The organism is Alteromonas sp. CNT1-28, from assembly GCF_022348345.1.
GTDB classification, from domain to species: domain Bacteria; phylum Pseudomonadota; class Gammaproteobacteria; order Enterobacterales; family Alteromonadaceae; genus Alteromonas; species Alteromonas macleodii.
Window position 1 is genome coordinate 105572 of sequence record NZ_JAKREZ010000001.1, and the last position, 17125, is coordinate 122696.

General features: G+C 46.4%; 14 protein-coding genes. 5 read left to right on the forward strand and 9 right to left on the reverse strand.

The genetic code is table 11. The features are described from left to right. From gspI to gspC, 7 genes are all read right to left on the reverse strand, one after another. Entirely contained in the window at positions 1 to 429 is a 429-nt protein-coding gene (gene gspI, locus MHN02_RS00475) for a type II secretion system minor pseudopilin GspI (RefSeq protein WP_156087248.1), read from the reverse strand. Further along, positions 426 to 1052, reverse strand: a complete 627-nt coding sequence (gene gspH, locus MHN02_RS00480) for a type II secretion system minor pseudopilin GspH (RefSeq protein WP_156087246.1) — start codon at positions 1050 to 1052, stop codon at positions 426 to 428. Before gspH ends, gspI begins: the two co-directional genes overlap by 4 nt. Before the next feature lie 5 nt (positions 1053 to 1057). Then, on the reverse strand, positions 1058 to 1495 hold the full coding sequence (gspG, locus tag MHN02_RS00485) for a type II secretion system major pseudopilin GspG (protein ID WP_014951309.1): 438 nt from the start codon (positions 1493 to 1495) through the stop codon (positions 1058 to 1060). Then, positions 1495 to 2721, reverse strand: a complete 1227-nt coding sequence (gene gspF, locus MHN02_RS00490; RefSeq protein ID WP_239244080.1) for a type II secretion system inner membrane protein GspF — start codon at positions 2719 to 2721, stop codon at positions 1495 to 1497. The genes gspG and gspF overlap by 1 nt, the downstream gene beginning before the upstream one ends. Beyond that, on the reverse strand, positions 2722 to 4287 hold the full coding sequence (gspE, locus tag MHN02_RS00495) for a type II secretion system ATPase GspE (protein ID WP_076012000.1): 1566 nt from the start codon (positions 4285 to 4287) through the stop codon (positions 2722 to 2724). It abuts the gene before it with no gap. Between the two features lies 1 nt (position 4288). Further along, entirely contained in the window at positions 4289 to 6340 is a 2052-nt protein-coding gene (gene gspD, locus MHN02_RS00500) for a type II secretion system secretin GspD (RefSeq protein WP_015000022.1), read from the reverse strand. Between the two features lie 98 nt (positions 6341 to 6438). Beyond that, positions 6439 to 7356: a type II secretion system protein GspC gene (gene gspC / locus MHN02_RS00505; protein WP_061486815.1), complete on the reverse strand. Its 918-nt coding sequence runs from the start codon at positions 7354 to 7356 to the stop codon at positions 6439 to 6441. A gap of 129 nt (positions 7357 to 7485) precedes the next feature. Between gspC and hslR the strand changes: the two genes are divergently transcribed. The 5 genes from hslR (at position 7486) to MHN02_RS00530 (ending at position 14794) form a co-directional block, all read left to right on the forward strand. Beyond that, complete coding sequence (hslR, locus tag MHN02_RS00510; protein ID WP_015000020.1) at positions 7486 to 7890, forward strand: ribosome-associated heat shock protein Hsp15; 405 nt, start codon at positions 7486 to 7488, stop codon at positions 7888 to 7890. A 23-nt stretch (positions 7891 to 7913) separates the two neighbouring features. Further along, positions 7914 to 8813, forward strand: a complete 900-nt coding sequence (gene hslO, locus MHN02_RS00515) for an Hsp33 family molecular chaperone HslO (protein ID WP_239244082.1) — start codon at positions 7914 to 7916, stop codon at positions 8811 to 8813. Positions 8814 to 9259: 446 nt separating this feature from the next. Continuing rightward, entirely contained in the window at positions 9260 to 10822 is a 1563-nt protein-coding gene (locus MHN02_RS00520; RefSeq protein ID WP_061486814.1) for a phosphoenolpyruvate carboxykinase, read from the forward strand. 235 nt (positions 10823 to 11057) lie between these two features. Continuing rightward, positions 11058 to 13481 (forward strand): TIM-barrel domain-containing protein, encoded by a 2424-nt coding sequence (locus MHN02_RS00525; RefSeq protein ID WP_061486813.1) that lies wholly within the window; start codon positions 11058 to 11060, stop codon positions 13479 to 13481. Between the two features lie 140 nt (positions 13482 to 13621). After that, the gene (locus tag MHN02_RS00530; RefSeq protein WP_061486812.1) at positions 13622 to 14794 is read left to right on the forward strand and encodes an MFS transporter; all 1173 of its coding nucleotides are present in this window, start codon (positions 13622 to 13624) and stop codon (positions 14792 to 14794) included. A 26-nt stretch (positions 14795 to 14820) separates the two neighbouring features. On the opposite strand, the gene envZ is transcribed toward MHN02_RS00530, so the two are convergent. After that, positions 14821 to 16140, reverse strand: coding sequence for a two-component system sensor histidine kinase EnvZ (envZ, locus tag MHN02_RS00535; protein ID WP_014951299.1), 1320 nt, complete (start codon positions 16138 to 16140; stop codon positions 14821 to 14823). 136 nt (positions 16141 to 16276) lie between these two features. After that, the gene (ompR, locus tag MHN02_RS00540) at positions 16277 to 16999 is read right to left on the reverse strand and encodes a two-component system response regulator OmpR (protein WP_014951298.1); all 723 of its coding nucleotides are present in this window, start codon (positions 16997 to 16999) and stop codon (positions 16277 to 16279) included. Positions 17000 to 17125 lie beyond the last annotated feature (126 nt).

Sequence of the window (17125 nt, forward strand, 5' to 3'; positions counted from 1 at the left end):
CTAATTTCCCGCCGTCGGTTTAGCAACGAAAGTGGTTACTGATGTAACTGAACTGCCGTAGCTTTCGTCTTCACCCACCGAAACGGTTACCGATCGCAAGTCGTTGTCGTTGGTTTTTGTCACCGTTTGCTGCCAGTACCACGTGCGATCGGCCATCTCCATCGTGCCTTTTAAATTGTTCTTGGGCGGCCACGTGGTATCTAACTGAAGCTGGTTTAAGCGATTGCTTGCCACCCAGTTGGCAAAGGTGACAGATTCTATTTGCCCAACGCTTGATAAATGCTCGCCTGCAGCTTTAAGTACTGCTGTACCGGTTAGCGCAAAAATAAGCAGGGCAACCATAACCTCCAGTAGCGTCAAGCCACTTTGCTGGCGTGGTGTGGCAGGTGCAACGTTCTTTTTCGATGCATCAACGTTGAACGCACTCATAGTGGTCTCTCCAGAGGCCCTTCAAGCACTAAAGGCGGAAGATCTTGGTTTTGCAGACTGTAATAGACGGGGTTGTCGCCGTCATCACCTTCGTAATTAAACGACAAGGTAAAAGGCGTCATTTCGCCACTCGACATTATAAGCACTTGAGGCGGAGGCAGCTTTTTCTCTTCTTCGTTACCTATTTCAACCCCTTCATCAGAAACACTTAAATTCTCGTCGAATAGTTCCCTGTCAAAGAGCCTGTCTTCAACATCCCATGGTAAGTCGTCTAAATTTAAAGTGAAGGTGAAAGGCTCAGGTAACGTATAAGGCTCGTAGGTTTTTTCGCCTTCGATACGCTGCCACTCATCATCGTCGTCTAAGTAGACAAAGTAGTATTCATTTTTATCGGCTTCAAACCGCACACCAAGCTGTTGTTGATTTAACACCGCAAAATCGCTGGCCATATCAACAATCACCTGCAGGCGTTGCGCTTGGGTTTTTAGCAGGTCAGATTTACTCGCACCGAATGCGTTAAACATAACGTAACCCGCCGCCAATCCCATAAGCAGCAGTACCAGCATGACTTCTAATAGGGTAAAGCCTGCTTTTTTCAAAGATGTACTGCCGCGGTTGCGCATAAAGGTTAGTTCAGGTATTCGTTAATGTTCCAGTTACCAATGTCATCATCAGTACCCGGTTCGCCGTCTGGACCATTAGAGAAAATATCAACTACGCCAAGTTCTCCCGGACTAATTAGTGCATATGGATTGCCCCACGGATCTTCAGGCAGGCGTTTAATGAAACCACCTTCAGGGTAATTACGTGGAATAGGGTCAATGGTTGGAGCGGTAACTAGCGCCTCTAGCCCCTGCTCTGTGGTCGGAAAGCGATTGTTGCGTAGCTTGTACATCTCAAGTGCACTTTCCATTTGCTGAATGTCCACAGCGGCTTTTTTAAGCTGCGCTTCTTCTTGGTTGCCCAAGATTTGCGGAGCCACCATAGACGCCATAATACCGATGATTAGAAGTACGACCATGACTTCAATCAAACTGAAACCAGAACTGCGATTAAGTGTTTTCATTAAATATTCACCATGTTGTTCAATGCTAAAATTGGTTGCAATATTGCCATAACGATAAACAGAACAATGCCCGCCATCGATACAATAAGTAAGGGTTCAAATACCTTAAGTGAGACACCAATAAGCGCTTCAAATTCCCTATCTTGATTATCTGCGGCGCGAGCTAGCATTTGCTGTAGCTCCCCCGACTTTTCACCGGACGCAATCATATGCATCATCATTGGTGGAAACATTTTCGTGTTATCCAACGCTGCCCGTAAGCTGCTGCCTTCTTTAACGTTAATGGCTGCTTCAGCTACTTGGTTCTTAATATGTTGATTTTCCAGTACGTCACCCGATATACGCATGGCTTCAAGCAAGGGTACTGCGCTGGCGCTCAGAATACTTAAGGTGCGAGCAAAACGCGCGGTATTAAGACCGCGAGATACCCGGCCAATTAATGGTAGGGTTAGAAGCGCTCTGTGGTAGCGCAGCTTCATGTGCTTTTGTTGTAACACACGCTGAATAATGACAATGAGCACGGCAATACCAATAAGCATAAATAAGCCGTAATTTTGCAGCCAGGTACTGACAGAAATTAGAAACTGGGTAATGGCCGGGAGGTCTTGCCCCATGTGATCGAACTGCCCAACTATCTTTGGCACTACTACGGTCAACAGCAGCAACACGATACCCATTGCAAAAAATAGCATTAGCGATGGATAAATCATTGCTTGCGTGATTTGGCTACGGGTTTGTTGCCTGCGTTCAGTGTAGTCTGCAAGGCGATTCAGCACGGTATCAAGGTGGCCCGATTTTTCCCCTGCCGCGACCATTGCGCGGTACAGCTCGTCAAATACACTAGGGAACTGCCCTAGAGCATCGGCAAGCCCATGACCTTCCACCACTTTACTGCGCACCGCCATCATCATGTTTTTCTGACGAGGCTTTTCACACTGTTCGGCTACGGCAAGTAATGCTTCTTCAACAGGAAGGGCCGATTCGACAAGGGTAGCAAGTTGACGCGTGAGTAGCGCTAAATCTGATGCAGAAATTCGCGGTTTGAATAAAGAAAACGACAGGCCTTTGCCTTCGCTTTGTGTGCGCTCTGCGACCTGCTCTACTTCTAAGGGAATTAAGCCTTTTTCACGCAGCTGCTGACGAACCTGACGTGCATTATCGCCTTCAAGCACACCGTTTGTATTTTTACCGCGGGCATTAACCGCCTTAAAAGCGAATGCCGCCATTTAGTCTTCCCTCGTAACTCGAAGCACTTCTTCAAGTGAGGTAGCACCAGCAAGCACTTTGCTACAGCCGTCTTCACGAATACTTGGTGTCGTTTTTCTGATATAGCGCTCAATGGCTTGTTCACCCACACCTTCGTGCATCATTTCACGCACTTTTTCATCTACCAACAATAGCTCGTGAATACCGGTACGACCGCGGTATCCCGTTTGGTTACACGCGGCGCAGCCGTGCGGCTTAAAGATAGTGGTGTCGCTTGTGGCATTCTGCCCAAGTATTTCCAGCTCAGAGGCGTCAGGTGTATGTGGCTTTTTGCAATCTGGGCACAGGGTACGAACGAGTCGCTGTGACAATACGGCCAATAAGCTCGAAGACAACAGAAATGGCTCAATGCCCATGTCTTCTAAACGGGTAATCGCGCCCGCTGCCGTATTGGTATGCAGGGTAGAAAGTACCAAGTGACCAGTTAAACTGGCTTGAACAGCAATTTGCGCGGTTTCTATATCACGAATCTCACCCACCATGACTACATCGGGGTCTTGACGCAAAATAGCGCGAAGGCCGCGGGCGAAGGTCATATCTACGCGAGGGTTAACCTGCGTTTGTCCAATACCAGGAAGGTCAAATTCGATAGGATCTTCAACCGTTAAGATGTTTCTGTCTCGCGAGTTTATCTCGGTTAACCCTGCATACAGGGTGGTACTTTTACCCGAGCCCGTGGGGCCGGTAACCAAAATAATGCCGTGAGGTTTTCGAATAAGAGATGAAAAGTGATTACGGTTTTGCAGCGTCATGCCTAAATCTTCTAGATTTAAGCGCGCATTGTTTTTATCCAGTAGACGCAATACCACACGCTCGCCGTGGCTTGAAGGCATGGTCGAAACACGCACATCTACTGCTCGCCCAGCAATACGCAATGTAATACGGCCATCCTGGGGCACGCGTTTCTCGGCGATATCTAACTTCGCCATAACTTTAATACGCGATACCAGCATGGAAGAAAGTTTGCGATTCGGGCGCAAAATTTCGCGTAATACGCCGTCTACCCTGAAGCGAACCACAAGCTGGTTTTCAAAGGTTTCAATGTGAATGTCTGACGCGCCTTCTTTAATCGCCTCGCCCAACATGGCGTTGATAAGCTTGATAATAGGCGCATCGTCTTCACTGTCTAACAGGTCTTCAGTGTCAGGCAAGTCTTCAGCAAGAGCGAACAAATCACTCTCGTTGCCAAGGTCTTCCATTAGCTGTTTAGCCGCAGAGCTATCGCGCTGAAACGCACTGGTAAGCAGGCTTTCAAATTCGTTCGCAGGAATAGTTTTCGGTACAAAGGGCTCGCCGTAGAAACGTCGCACTTCGGCGAATACATCAAACGGCGTATTCTCTGTAAAATATAAAACCGCAGGGGTTTCATTGGTTTCCAGCAATACCTGATTGCGCTTCGCAAAGCTAAAAGAAAGCTGTCTTGGACCGGCCTCCTCTTCAGGCAAACCTGCGTCTTCACCCATGGCTTCTAAGGCTTCTTCTTGCGCCTCTAATGCCTGAGTAATTTGTTCGTCCTGCCCTGCCATGCTAGTCGTTACCTTCTTCTTGTTTCTGCTTCTCTTTCTCAGAAAGGTACTCTTCGAATGAAGGTGGCAACGCTAGCGCATCATCCCATTGTGGAATAGTCGGGGTTTCTTCGTAAGGCATTAGCGAAACACCTTCTTGCTGGCGTTTTAGCTGCAGTGCGCGAATGTAATTGTATTTGCGATGGCTGATTGTATTCATGGTTGCACCGTCACGGACAATGGTCGGTTTCAAGAACACCATCAAGTTACGCTTACGCTTGCTGGTTGATGTAGATTTGAATAAATGGCCTAGAATTGGAATATCACCCAGTAGTGGTACCTTAGATTCACTCTCTTGAACGTCTTCGTCGATAAGGCCGCCAAGAACAATAGTACCGCCATCATCAACAATAACCGTGGTCTTAATTTCACGCTTGTTAATTGAAATATCTACTGACGTTGCGCCGCTCACGCTAGACACTTCCTGTTCAATAAGCAATTGTACCGCATCGCCTTCATTGATTTGTGGCGTCACTTTAAGTTTGATACCCACTTCTTGGCGGTCAACAGTTTGGAAAGGGTTAGAGTTATTCGCGCCCGTTGTTGTACCTGTAATAATAGGCACTTCCTGACCTACGATGAAAAACGCTTCTTCGTTATCCATAGTCGTTAAGTGAGGCGTAGCAAGAATATTAGAGTTGGTATCTGTGCTGACCGCTTGTACCACAGCACCCCAGCCATTTTCGATAACGCCCGCAATTAAGCCATTAGCACCGCCTAAAAGGCTCGCTAATGCAGTGTAATCGCCTTCTCGCGTGTTTGTTACTGTATAAGGAGAACCGTCATCAGACACATAGGTTTCAGTGTTAGTATCTTCTTCAGCTTGTTTTAGCGCAACCGCTAGGCTTCCCACTGGTACAACACCATTATTAAACTGGGTACCACCACCTTGTTCTGACACCCACTGCACACCCAAAGTAGTGCCGTCACCTTCAAAGACCTCAACAATGATGGCTTCAACTTGTACTTGCGCACGGCGAATATCAAGTTGACGTACAACCTCTTCTAATGAGCGCATCATGTCCGGCTCTGCGGTAATAACAATGGCATTAGAATCTTCGTGCGCATCAATGCTGATTTCACGGTTAGAGCCAGCTCGACGTGACGTAGTGCCACCACCTTGCTCTTCAGCTTGAATGCTTGCAGATACGCCCTGTAATACTTTTACTAAATCTTCCGCTTTAGCGTAGTTAAGAAACAGCACGCGGGTATTGCCGTTTGACTCAAGCTCTTGGTCCATGCGCTGAATAAGGTTAATAAGACGCTGACGCGCTTTAATATCACCGCTTACAATAACTGAGTTAGTTCTGTCGTCTGCCACTACGCGAGGCTCAGACTTAGTACCAGTATTGGCTTTACCTTGTGACTTATTAATACTGTCAATAATGCGCACCATTTCTGATGCTGACGCATAGCGAAGTTTAACGATTTCAACTTCTTCGTCACCGGCACGGTCCACGCGCTCGATAATTTCTACCAGTCGGTTCACTACCGCTGCACGGCCGGTTAGCATCATCACATTTGATGGGTCGTGGCTAACTACGTTACCGCCGCCCGCTTGGTCATTTAGCTGGCGTAAAATAGGCGCAAGTTCACGTACCGGTACGTTATACACAGGAACAACGCGAGTGATCATTTCGTCGCCGTCGCGGTTAGCGCCTTCCACTACTGGAATGTTCGATGTTTTGGCGTCTTTAGAGCGAACCACTTTCAAAATACCGCTAGGCATTTCTACAACGGCGAAGTCATACACTTGAAGTACGTTTAGGAAAAACTGGTAATACTGATCTTCATCGAGCATGTCGTAGCTGCGTACGCTTATTTTCCCACGTACGTTGGGGTCGACAATAATAGTGCGCTCTAGATTTTTACCAACGATATTAATGAACTCGTTAATGTCGGTATCTTTGAAATTAGGCATGTACTCAGCGGCTGTCACCGAGAAACACAGAAGCGCCGTGCACATGGCTGTGCTCAAGCGAGATAATAGTTTTTGGCTAGTGCGCCTTTTCATTCTAACGTCCTTCATTTCCTAACTTGTCGATGACCGATTTGCTTTAATTGTTATTTTGCTTACCTAGCGACAATATAGCGCTGCTACCGTTAGTGGTATTAAGACTCGGGTAAATCTAGGTAAAGCGTGGTTAAGCTGCCATCTCGAATAATCGTTAATTCTATTGTTTGTGCATTGCGTAGCTCAGACAGTGCCTCTTGCGATTGCTGCAAGTCGGTAAGGTCTAGCCCGTTAATTTGTGTAATGACATCGCCAGCCTGAAGCCCTGCCGATTTAAATAATTCAGGTTCTTTGCCAGGACTTACTTGATAACCAATAAGCTGGCCTTCTTCGGTTTTTGGCGATATTGAAATAAAGTCTGTGAAGTTAGCGGGGCGTTCTCGCAGAGCAGCGGTTGCTTCTAGCGCTTCTTCGCTAAGCTCAACTGTATCTTCTTCCTCTTCCTGCGGCTCAGGTCGGTTTCTCGCTTGCATTTCACGGCGACGATTAGCTTCATCGTAATCAATTCCGTCAAGCATCAGGGTTTCGTTTCTTACCCCGTTCTTAATAATAACGCGATCGTTATACACCTTTTGCAACGTGGCGTTGGTGTCTTCAATCTTTTCACCTAAACCATATACTGCTTGGCTGCCGCGATTTTCTATAATAGCGGTGCCCGCTTCCTGCTCTGAACTGGCAACAACGCCGGTCAGGGTCAAATTTAAGCGTGTCTCTGGCGCGTCAGTAACCTCGGCTACCGGTTCCGCGGGTTTAGCCGCTGCATTACCAAATAAATTCAGCTGTTGTATTTTGGCAATGTTGACCCCATTTTGGCCTGACGACGAAGAAATAACCGGAGCACGGCTTACTGTGGGTGTCGCAGATAGTTGAGGTTCGGGTATAATTCGCCACACGAGTTTGGCAGCAAATGCAATTAAATACAGGCTGAGCAGAACCACTACGATGGTATGTAGCTGTTTTTGATGCTGGTTCAGATAAACAACCAGAGATTGTGGGTTGGGTTTATTGAATGTCATGCTGCCACTGATGGTACTGCTTTATTATAATATAGTGAATTTTTGGTTAACCGCGCTTTAGCAAACCCATAATAGCCTAGTAAAGGTGAGGGTCACAACACTAAAGCCACACCATTACGAAAATATTACATGAGCCAATCGGATAGCAACAATACAACACAAAATGTCAGGCTGGACAAGTGGCTATGGGCTGCAAGGTTCTTTAAGACCCGCGCAATAGCAAGAGACATGGTGCAGTCGGGAAAAGTCCAGTACAACGGGCAAAGAGCCAAACCTGGCAAGCATGTAGAGCTTGGCGCCATGATTAAAGTTCCCTCAGGATGGGATAATCGTGAAATTAAGGTGCTAGGCTTAAGCGACAAGCGATTGAGCGCGCCTTTGGCGCAAGCGCTGTTCGAAGAGACGGTTGAAAGTGTAACAAAACGTGAAGAAAACCAAGCTGCGCGCAAAATGAACGCATTTCACAGCCCTAAACCAGATCATAGACCTGATAAAAAGCAGCGACGACAGATTATTAAATTTAAGCAGCAATAATGAGCTGCTCAACAGGATTAGTTATGAGCGATTTCGATAAATTACACCGCTTCTTATTTACCCAAGCTAACGTCCGTGGCGAATTAGTTCGTCTTGATGAGAGCTTAACGCAAATTGTGCACAGCTATGAATACCCTGTGCAAATTCAAACATTGTTAAGTGAAATGGCGGCAGCGACGTCATTGTTAACGGCAACGCTTAAGTTTAAAGGTGAAATTTCACTTCAAATTCAAAGTAAAGGCCCGGTAAGTTACGCGGTATTAAACGCCACTCACGAACAAACGCTTCGCGGTGTAGCTCGCTGGGACGAGACATTAGAAACATTACCTGAAACGTTCTCAGAGCTTTTGTCTCAGGCGGTATTGGTCATTACTATCACTCCAGATGAAGGCGAACGTTACCAGGGCGTTGTAGCATTGGATAAACCTTCTCTAGCTGAATGTATTGAGAGTTACTTTGCTCAGTCAGAGCAGCTAGCAACTAGCGTTCACTTGATGACAGATCTAAGCGATCCAGAACACGCAAAAGCGTCGGGTGTGTTGCTTCAGGTATTACCTACCGATGCCAGCGCTACCGATGTGTCGCAAGCCAATGAGTTTGCTCATATCACTAAGCTTACTCAAACATTGACCAAAGAAGAGATGTTTTCTTTGTCGGTTGAAGACATTTTATATCGTCTTTACCACCAAGAAGATGTGGAAGTGTACCCAGCTAAAGACGTAACCTTCGCTTGCTCATGCTCAAAGGAGCGCAGCGCAGAAGCACTTCGTCATGTTGAGAAGTCTGAACTTCATGCAATTATTGCTGAAGAAGGCGCGATCAAAATGAATTGTCAGTATTGTCATACCGAATATTGCTTCGATAGTATCGACGTAGAGGCCATTCACAGCGGCAACTTCGACGCACCGTCTTCAAATCAGTAACTACATATTTACTGCTTTATTAAAGTGCCTTCATTCGAAGGTGCTTTTTTGTATCTGAGCTCCTCAAAACATACATCGACGGGTTTGTTCAACACTTCACTTGTGGTTAAAAATTGCTCATCTGTAAGTGTTTAACTTTTCTACACAGTTCAATCTTTCTTTTATTCCTGTACTAGTGAAAGTTTTCATCTCTTCTTTCGAAAGAAAACTGTCATGTTTTATTTTGAAATTCATCGATCAATATAGGTTTTCTACGCCTTATTTTTGCATTTATATCCAAGGAAAAGGCTTTCCTTGTAATTAATTTACAATATTTATGAAATTCCGTTGTAAGAAATAGTGAGTATGTGTTTTATAAATGCTTGCTAGGCCTTGTTTACATTACACTCTAAGAGGTGATACTTTTTTGAAAGTGCTTTTGAAAAATTACATATAGGGTAACAGCCATGACCGCAGCAGCCTCAATTCAAACGGATCTGAAAGTAACGCCACTCACCGACCTGCCAAATGCAGAACTTATCGAGCGCGCCGTAAAGCGCGGCGAAGGTGTCCTCGATAAAAACGGTGCGCTAGTCGTTGAAACCGGAAAACGTACAGGTCGCTCTCCAAACGATAGATTCATCGTTAAAGAGCCTACGACAGAAAACGACATTGATTGGGGCAAGGTAAACAAGCCTTTTGATTCTGATAAATTCGATGCGCTGTGGGATCGCGTTGAAGCTTACCTGTCTACCCAAGAACACTTTCTTTCACACCTTCAAGTGGGCTCAGACCCTGAACATGCCTTGTGGCTAGAAGTAAGAACGCAAACTGCGTGGCAGCATGTTTTTGCTCGTAACCTTTTTATTATCCCAGAGCAGTGGAATGTTAAAGGCGACCAGCCTTGGCAAATTCTGAATGTACCTGGTTTCACCTGTGAGCCAGAGCGTGACGGTACAAACAGCGACGGCACAGTTATCATCAACTTCGCGAAAAAACGCGTATTGCTTGCGGGCATGCGTTACGCGGGTGAAATGAAAAAAGCCATGTTCTCAGTGCAAAACTTCCTGCTTCCGGCAAAAGACGTGCTACCTATGCACTGTTCAGCCAACGTGGGTGAAGAAGGCGATGTGACCTTGTTCTTTGGTCTTTCAGGTACTGGCAAAACAACACTTTCAGCCGATCCTAAGCGTTTCTTGATTGGTGATGACGAGCACGGCTGGGCACCAGGTAGCGTATTTAATATCGAAGGCGGTTGTTACGCTAAATGTATCGACCTATCTCAAAAGAACGAGCCAGTAATTTGGAATGCTATCAAGTTTGGTACCATCCTAGAAAACGTAGTGCTTGATGAAACACGCACGCCGGACTATACCGACACGTCGTTAACCCAAAACTCACGTGCGGCCTATCCGCTTTCACACATTGAAAAGCGCGTTGCTGAAAACCGAGGCGGCGAGCCTCGCTCGGTTGTATTTTTGACCTGTGACGTAAGTGGCGTATTGCCTCCTGTTTCAGTGTTAAGTGAAGAAGCTGCGGCGTATCACTTCCTAAGCGGTTACACAGCGAAAGTAGGCTCTACTGAAATTGGCTCTACTAGCGATATTGAATCAACCTTCTCAACGTGTTTTGGTGCGCCTTTCTTCCCACGTCCAGCAGGCGTGTATGCAGAGCTTCTGATTAAGCGTGTTAAAGCGTTTGGCGCTAAGGTTTACTTGGTTAATACCGGTTGGACAGGCGGCCCTTACGGCACAGGTAGCCGTTTTGATATCCCTACTACGCGCGCCATCATCGACGCAATTGTATCGGGCAATTTGGCTGATGTTGAAACCCAGCACATTGACGCGTTAAACCTAGATGTGCCAGTGGCAATAGACGGTGTAGACAGCAATTTGCTTGTGCCACAAAACACGTGGGCAGACAAAGAGAAGTACAACGAATACGCCGCTAACTTAGTCAACGACTTTAAACAGAACTTTGAAAAATACGACGTTAGCGACGCTATCGTTAAAGCCGGGCCGGGTAACTAACACTCGGTTTGCCCCTTCCCAACGTTAATCACACTCAACGTGATTGATGTTTTGCCCGCACCGTGTTGCGGGCTTTTTTTGTATTGTTGTTAACAAATTTAACATTATGAATACGTATGTTTATTTAAGTTGAGCAATGCACTGGCTATCATTCACCGTACACAAGAAGGCTTTAATTAAGCGCGCTTCGTTAATTAAGTGCGGTTCGCTATGAAGCATAAAGAAGGTTTTGAGCATGATAGACAGGAAACAGCGTATAGCACTTGCATGTGCTGGTTTGGCATTTTTCTCGGTAAATACGGTAGCCGAAGTTCAAACAGCGACACTCGAAAAAGCAACGCTAAATATTGATACGGATACCAATGACTTCACGATAAGCGCGTTGCACGATAGTGGCTTTCAAGTAACGTATCTTACTGATGATAATGGCACGCCTTACGCAAATCTACCGTCTATGGCGCTTCCCGAGCCCGCGTTGACTGGTGTTAAAAACAAAAAAGCTAATGATGTAGAGCTAGTTGAAACTGCGACAACCCTAAACTTAAAACTCAATAATATTGCAGCGCATGTTGATAAGGCGACGCACGCTATCAGTTATTCTGTTAACGGCAAAATTGTCGCGAAAGAGCAAGGCGGACTAAGTATTTCCAGTAAAGGCGTCAGCCTGTCGTTTGCGCTAGATAAAAACGAAAAACTCTATGGTGGCGGCCAGCGCGTCTTAGGTATGGATCGTCGTGGTCATAGCATGCCGCTATATAACAAAGCACACTATGGCTACACCACGTCTTCAAATCAGATGTACTTTGGCTTGTCGGCTGTGATGTCGTCAAAAAATTACAGCGTATTGTTCGATAACACCGCTTCTGGTGAGCTAGATATTGGCAAAACGAACAGCGACGAGTTGCTATTTAAGGCACAAGGCGGCCGTGCTAGCTACATCATGGTGTTGGGTGAAAATTTAGAAGACACGGTTACGAATACCGTAGCAGTTACGGGAAAACAGCCGCTTCCACCGCGTTGGCTGCTGGGTAACTTTGCATCTCGATTTGGCTATAAATCTCAAAATGAGGTGATGGATGTTGTTGATGCCTTTAATACGCAAGATATTCCCGTTGATGCCGTAGTGCTTGATTTATATTGGTTTGGAAAAGACATTAAAGGGCACATGGGGAACTTAAGCTGGGACGCCGCCACTTTCCCTGAGCCTGAGAAAATGATTAGTGAGCTACGCGCTCAAGACGTGAAAACCGTGCTGATAACAGAGCCTTTTATTCTTACGACGTCAAAACAATGGGAAAGCGCCGTTGCCAATAATGCCCTTGCTCAAAACGATAACGGTGCGCCGTATACCTTCGATTTTTATTTTGGCAATACCGGCCTTGTTGATGTGTTCAGTGAAGCGGGTCAAGATTGGTTTTGGCAATATTATGAAAAGCTTGCTGCACAGGGTGTTGCAGGCTGGTGGGGCGACTTGGGCGAGCCTGAAGTGCACCCTGATGATATTCAGCACATGTGGCAGTCTACAAAAGTAAGCGGCGCAGAAGTGCACAATGCCTACGGTCATCAGTGGGCGAAAAGCGTATATAACAACTTAACAGAGCTTCAGCCTGATACGCGCCCCTTTGTGCTGATGCGTTCAGGCTTTTTGGGCAGTCAACGGTACGGAATGGTGCCGTGGACAGGCGATGTGAGTCGAAGCTGGGGCGGACTTAAACCTCAGGTAGAGTTGGCACTTCAAATGAGTGTTTTTGGAATGGCGTATACCCATTCCGACTTAGGTGGGTTTGCTGGAGGCGAAACCTTTGATCCTGAGCTTTATACAAGATGGCTTCAGTTCGGTACCTTTTCGCCGGTATTTAGGCCTCACGCTCAAGATAATATTGCGCCGGAGCCAATTTTCCACGCCGACCCCGTAAAGTCTATTGCGCGCAAGTTTATCCAACTTCGCTATGACATGCTGCCTTATAACTATTCATTGGCCTTTGAAAATGCGCTTTACGGTACGCCATTAATGCGTCCGTTAGCTATGGCGTACGGTGAAAGCGATTGGTTTGAAAATGCAGACAGTTATCTGTGGGGCGATGGTCTGTTAGTTTCGCCTGTGACGAGCGCTAACCAAACGGTGTGGCCGACCAAGTTACCCGAAGGCGTATGGTTTGATTTTTTCTCTGATACGAAATACCAAGGTGGTCAAACCGTTAACTACCCGCTAAGCCAAGATAATTTCCCAGTGTGGGTAAAAGCGGGAAGCTTTATGCCAATGACTAAAGGGCTTAGCCGCACAGAGCAGTTTGATGCCCGTAAAATAGAAATGCACTACTGGCATGACAATTCAGTGAATTCATCTTCATATACTTATTACGAGGATGACGGCAAAAATCCAGCGTCTGTCAAAAAAGGCTTATATACAAAGCTACTTCTTAATGCGTCAGTAGACGATAAGGCCGCATTAACCCTGACGCTTGATAGCGAAGGCAGCTATATAGGCATGCCAAAGCAGCGAGACATCACTTACGTCGTGCATGGTTTAAGCGAAAAACCACAGAGCGTTTCAATTGATGGCAGGAGCGTACCTGTAATGTGGGATGAAAAAGGGAAAACGCTTTCACTTGCAACTTCTTGCGATTATCAGCAATCTGTAAAGGTAGTGATTATGTGATAATTAAGGGCTGCTGTTCTTTCTTGCACAGTAAAGGTCAGCGCCCTCAAAAGGTTCACTTTGTGTTCAAGGGCATAACTACGCTGTGCCCTCACGCCTAAATCGGATGTCTTTCTACTGATATCAGCCATGGAGCCTAAATGAGCCGACTTCCTGCCACCATCGTTATTTTCGCTGGTTTTTTTCTAATTGGTAAATTGTTTCTCTTGTGGGGAATATTACTGCCAGATATTGCAGCCGATTTGCAAATGTCTGAAGTAGTCAGCGGCGCACTTTTTTCGCTCTTCTCTGTAGGCATGATGTTAGGCGCTGTGATTGGTGGCAAGTATGCCAGTCGCTTTGACTATATGCCGCTATTAGCTACGTTATTCAGTATGAATACGGCGCTGTTGCTGCTTGTGTCAGTGCTTACCGCTTGGCAATGGTTTTTGGTATTAGCGGTATTAATCGGTGTGGTGAGCTCAACAATATTTACTATTGGCCACACGCTTATAGCACGAATGTACGCAGAAAAGCGCTTTACTATGATGGGCTTAATGGATTTTATGTTCAGTTTAGGAACGTTTGCGGCGTCGTTCTTTGTAACGCTGTTATACCTTGTTGAGCACAACTGGCGTTTACCTATTCAGGTGTTGGCAGGCGTTATGATTGTGCTTTCGTGCTATGCATTTATTGCGGCGCGTTCTCAGGCAAAAGTGCTTAAAGGTCAGCCTAAAGCGCCTAAAAAAACCTTGGCATTTGGGGTCATTATTAAGCAGCCTGTTTTCATATTTCTAACTTTGCTTACCTTTGGCTATGGTGCTGTAGAATTTGGTAACGCGAACTGGTTTGTGAGCTATGCGCAAAACGGCTTAGGCTTTACCGGCGAACAGTCGCGAAACTTACTGGCATTTTTTACCGCTGGTATGGTGATAAGCCGCCTTACTTTCCCGTTTTTACTGCGATTTGTATCGGTACACCGCATGATTGTGCTTATGGCAACAGCATCGCTAGCAGGTGTATTCGCACTGAAGTTAATGCCTTCATTTTACGGGATTGGCGCAGGTAATTTACTGCTCGGCTTAGGGCTAGGTGGGCTCTTCCCGTTAGCACTGTCTGCTGCAATGAATATCGACAGTGACAACGGCCCGGTACTTTCTGGTATTTCTATTATCGGTAACTCTACTGGCGTGCAAGTGGCATCGTTTTCTACCGGACTATGGGCGAACTTCGCGCCACTTACTACGGCGTTTTGGGTGATCCCACTTGGCGGCTGCGTGCTGTGGTTGGCGTCTTATGGATACAGCCGAAAAATTAAGTACCACAGAAGTTAATACCAATCCGTGTAGTGTTTTTGGGCTTAATGGGTTTGATAGGGTAAATAAAACTCTGCGACCAAGCCCTGCTGAGGATGATTTCGCAACGTCACCTCACCATCGTGAGCTTCTACAATTCGCCTTATTATGGCAAGGCCAAGGCCTGAACCTGACGAATTGCGGGCTTTGTCGCCTTGTGCAAACGGCATGAATACACCGTCGAGCTCCGCTTCCGGTATTCCCGGGCCAAAGTCGCGTACTTTGCAATACACGCGCTTTTCGTGGCGATTGTAAAAGCTGCTAATCGCAATATCGTCCGAGCCGTATTTGAAGGCGTTTTCGATGAGATTATCGATCACGCGTTTCATTGCAATTCGTCGTAGCGACAACGGAGGAATGGCGTTGAGTTTAAGTTCAATGTGGTGCTTATCGTCTAAATGTCTGGCTTGTACCAGTTCTGCAATAATCGCGTTTAAATCGGTTTCTTGAGTGACTTCTTCGGTGTCGTAGCGCGCATAGTCAATGAACTGATCGATGATGGCGTTCATGTCTTCTATGTCATTTACAATGCCGTCTTTAATCCAGTCTTGATCTTCTGGCAGCATTTCTGAGGCTAGGCGTATACGGGTAAGCGGTGTGCGCAAGTCGTGAGAAATGCCCGCTGTCATAATATTTCGGTCATTCTCAAGCTGCTTAATACCCTGATTCATGCGGTTAAACGCCCGAGTAACCTGAATCATTTCGGTGCTGCCTTGTTCGCGAAGCGGCGCCGGGTGCTCGCCTTTACCCACCGCTATTGCTGCTTTTTGCAGGGCTGACAACGGGCGAGTCATGCGTCTTACAAACAACCAGCCGCCGGCCACACTTAATATACCAATTACCATCAAGTACATAGTAAGAGGGGATATATTCGCTTCGTTAAGCCCTGAAATAGGAATAGATATCCACGTGTCTGGGTAGCGGTTCAGGGATATCCACACAATGTAAGGTGCATTTTCATCACTGGCCTGCGTGGTAGTGCTAATACGTACATCAGCAAGTTGCCTGAGCTGCTCGCTAACTTGAGAAGAAATATAGCTATAGTATACGGCGCTCTCTAATCCATTCTGTTTGGCAACGCTTTCGTCAAAGACCTGCACCTGTGTTTTTTGAAAATAGCGGTCTCGGGTCTCTTGGTTAGTCACCAACAAATCGTTGGCGAGCACAGATTTAACTTGGGTGGCCAATAAACTGTTAATTTGTTGGTAACTGGGCTGAATAAAGTAATAGGTAACAGAGATGTAGGACACAATCTGATTAATAAGCAACAGCACGCCAATAAGCATGACGGTTTGGCCAAATGCACTTTTGGGAATTAAACGCATAACATGCCGTCGCTTTGAATCATAAGCCAGTGTTTGGAATGGCAGTAGGTAAACGCATAATTAGGGGTCATGAGTAAACATACTTCACTTGCGCACTGGCCAAGACGGGTAGAGCCCGCCGTATCAGTCATAGGTGCTAAACTTGTTCGCCATCAGGCACGAATACGTAGCCCAATCCCCATACAGTTTGAATATAGCGAGGGTTGGCAGGGTCTTCTTCAAGCATTCTTCGTAAGCGCGAAACCTGAACGTCAATACTGCGCTCTAACGCACTATAGTCGCGACCACGCGCTAGGTTCATCAGTTTGTCTCGCGACAATGGCTCGCGGGGGTGAGTAACCAGAGATTTTAATACTGCAAACTCGCCGCTCGTCAGTGTTAAAGGTGTATCGCCAGCTGTCATCTCACGGGTGGCGAGGTTCAGCTTGTAGTTGCCAAATTCCACAATTTGCACATCTTTAGACGGCGCGCCCGGCGCTTCGCTGCTGCGTCTGCGCAATACCGCTTTAGCACGCGCTAGTAGCTCGCGTGGGTTAAATGGCTTAGGCAAATAATCGTCTGCACCCATTTCAAGGCCGATAATGCGGTCAACTTCATCGCCTTTTGCAGTAAGCATAATAATGGGCATGTCGTTTTCTTGCTGGCGCAATCGGCGGCAAATAGACAAGCCGTCTTCACCAGGTAGCATAAGGTCCAAAACCATAAGGTGAAAATTCTCGCGCTCTAGCAGTCTGTCCATTTGTTCTGCGTTAGCCGCACTGCGTACTTGATAGCCCTGTTCGAGTAAATAGCGCTCTAATAGGCTGCGCAGACGCATGTCATCATCAACAACGAGAATTTTAGAGGTTTCCTGACCCATACTCATACCTTTCGTTTTACTTTTGTTTCACTATAACCACAAGATGTGAAATACAAAAGCGAGAAAAGCGTAAAAGGCTGGGGATGTTTGTTACAAATAGTGTCTAGGTCTGTCGAACTTAGATGT

Bases quoted from the DNA above. Each gene is read 5' to 3' on its own strand.
- gspI (WP_156087248.1), bottom strand. From the start codon at position 429: ATGAGTGCGTTCAACGTTGATGCATCGAAAAAGAACGTTGCACCTGCC.
- gspH (WP_156087246.1), bottom strand. From the start codon at position 1,052: ATGCGCAACCGCGGCAGTACATCTTTGAAAAAAGCAGGCTTTACCCTA.
- gspG (WP_014951309.1), bottom strand. From the start codon at position 1,495: ATGAAAACACTTAATCGCAGTTCTGGTTTCAGTTTGATTGAAGTCATG.
- gspF (WP_239244080.1), bottom strand. From the start codon at position 2,721: ATGGCGGCATTCGCTTTTAAGGCGGTTAATGCCCGCGGTAAAAATACA.
- gspE (WP_076012000.1), bottom strand. From the start codon at position 4,287: ATGGCAGGGCAGGACGAACAAATTACTCAGGCATTAGAGGCGCAAGAA.
- gspD (WP_015000022.1), bottom strand. From the start codon at position 6,340: ATGAAAAGGCGCACTAGCCAAAAACTATTATCTCGCTTGAGCACAGCC.
- gspC (WP_061486815.1), bottom strand. From the start codon at position 7,356: ATGACATTCAATAAACCCAACCCACAATCTCTGGTTGTTTATCTGAAC.
- hslR (WP_015000020.1), top strand. From the start codon at position 7,486: ATGAGCCAATCGGATAGCAACAATACAACACAAAATGTCAGGCTGGAC.
- hslO (WP_239244082.1), top strand. From the start codon at position 7,914: ATGAGCGATTTCGATAAATTACACCGCTTCTTATTTACCCAAGCTAAC.
- MHN02_RS00520 (WP_061486814.1), top strand. From the start codon at position 9,260: ATGACCGCAGCAGCCTCAATTCAAACGGATCTGAAAGTAACGCCACTC.
- MHN02_RS00525 (WP_061486813.1), top strand. From the start codon at position 11,058: ATGATAGACAGGAAACAGCGTATAGCACTTGCATGTGCTGGTTTGGCA.
- MHN02_RS00530 (WP_061486812.1), top strand. From the start codon at position 13,622: ATGAGCCGACTTCCTGCCACCATCGTTATTTTCGCTGGTTTTTTTCTA.
- envZ (WP_014951299.1), bottom strand. From the start codon at position 16,140: ATGCGTTTAATTCCCAAAAGTGCATTTGGCCAAACCGTCATGCTTATT.
- ompR (WP_014951298.1), bottom strand. From the start codon at position 16,999: ATGGGTCAGGAAACCTCTAAAATTCTCGTTGTTGATGATGACATGCGT.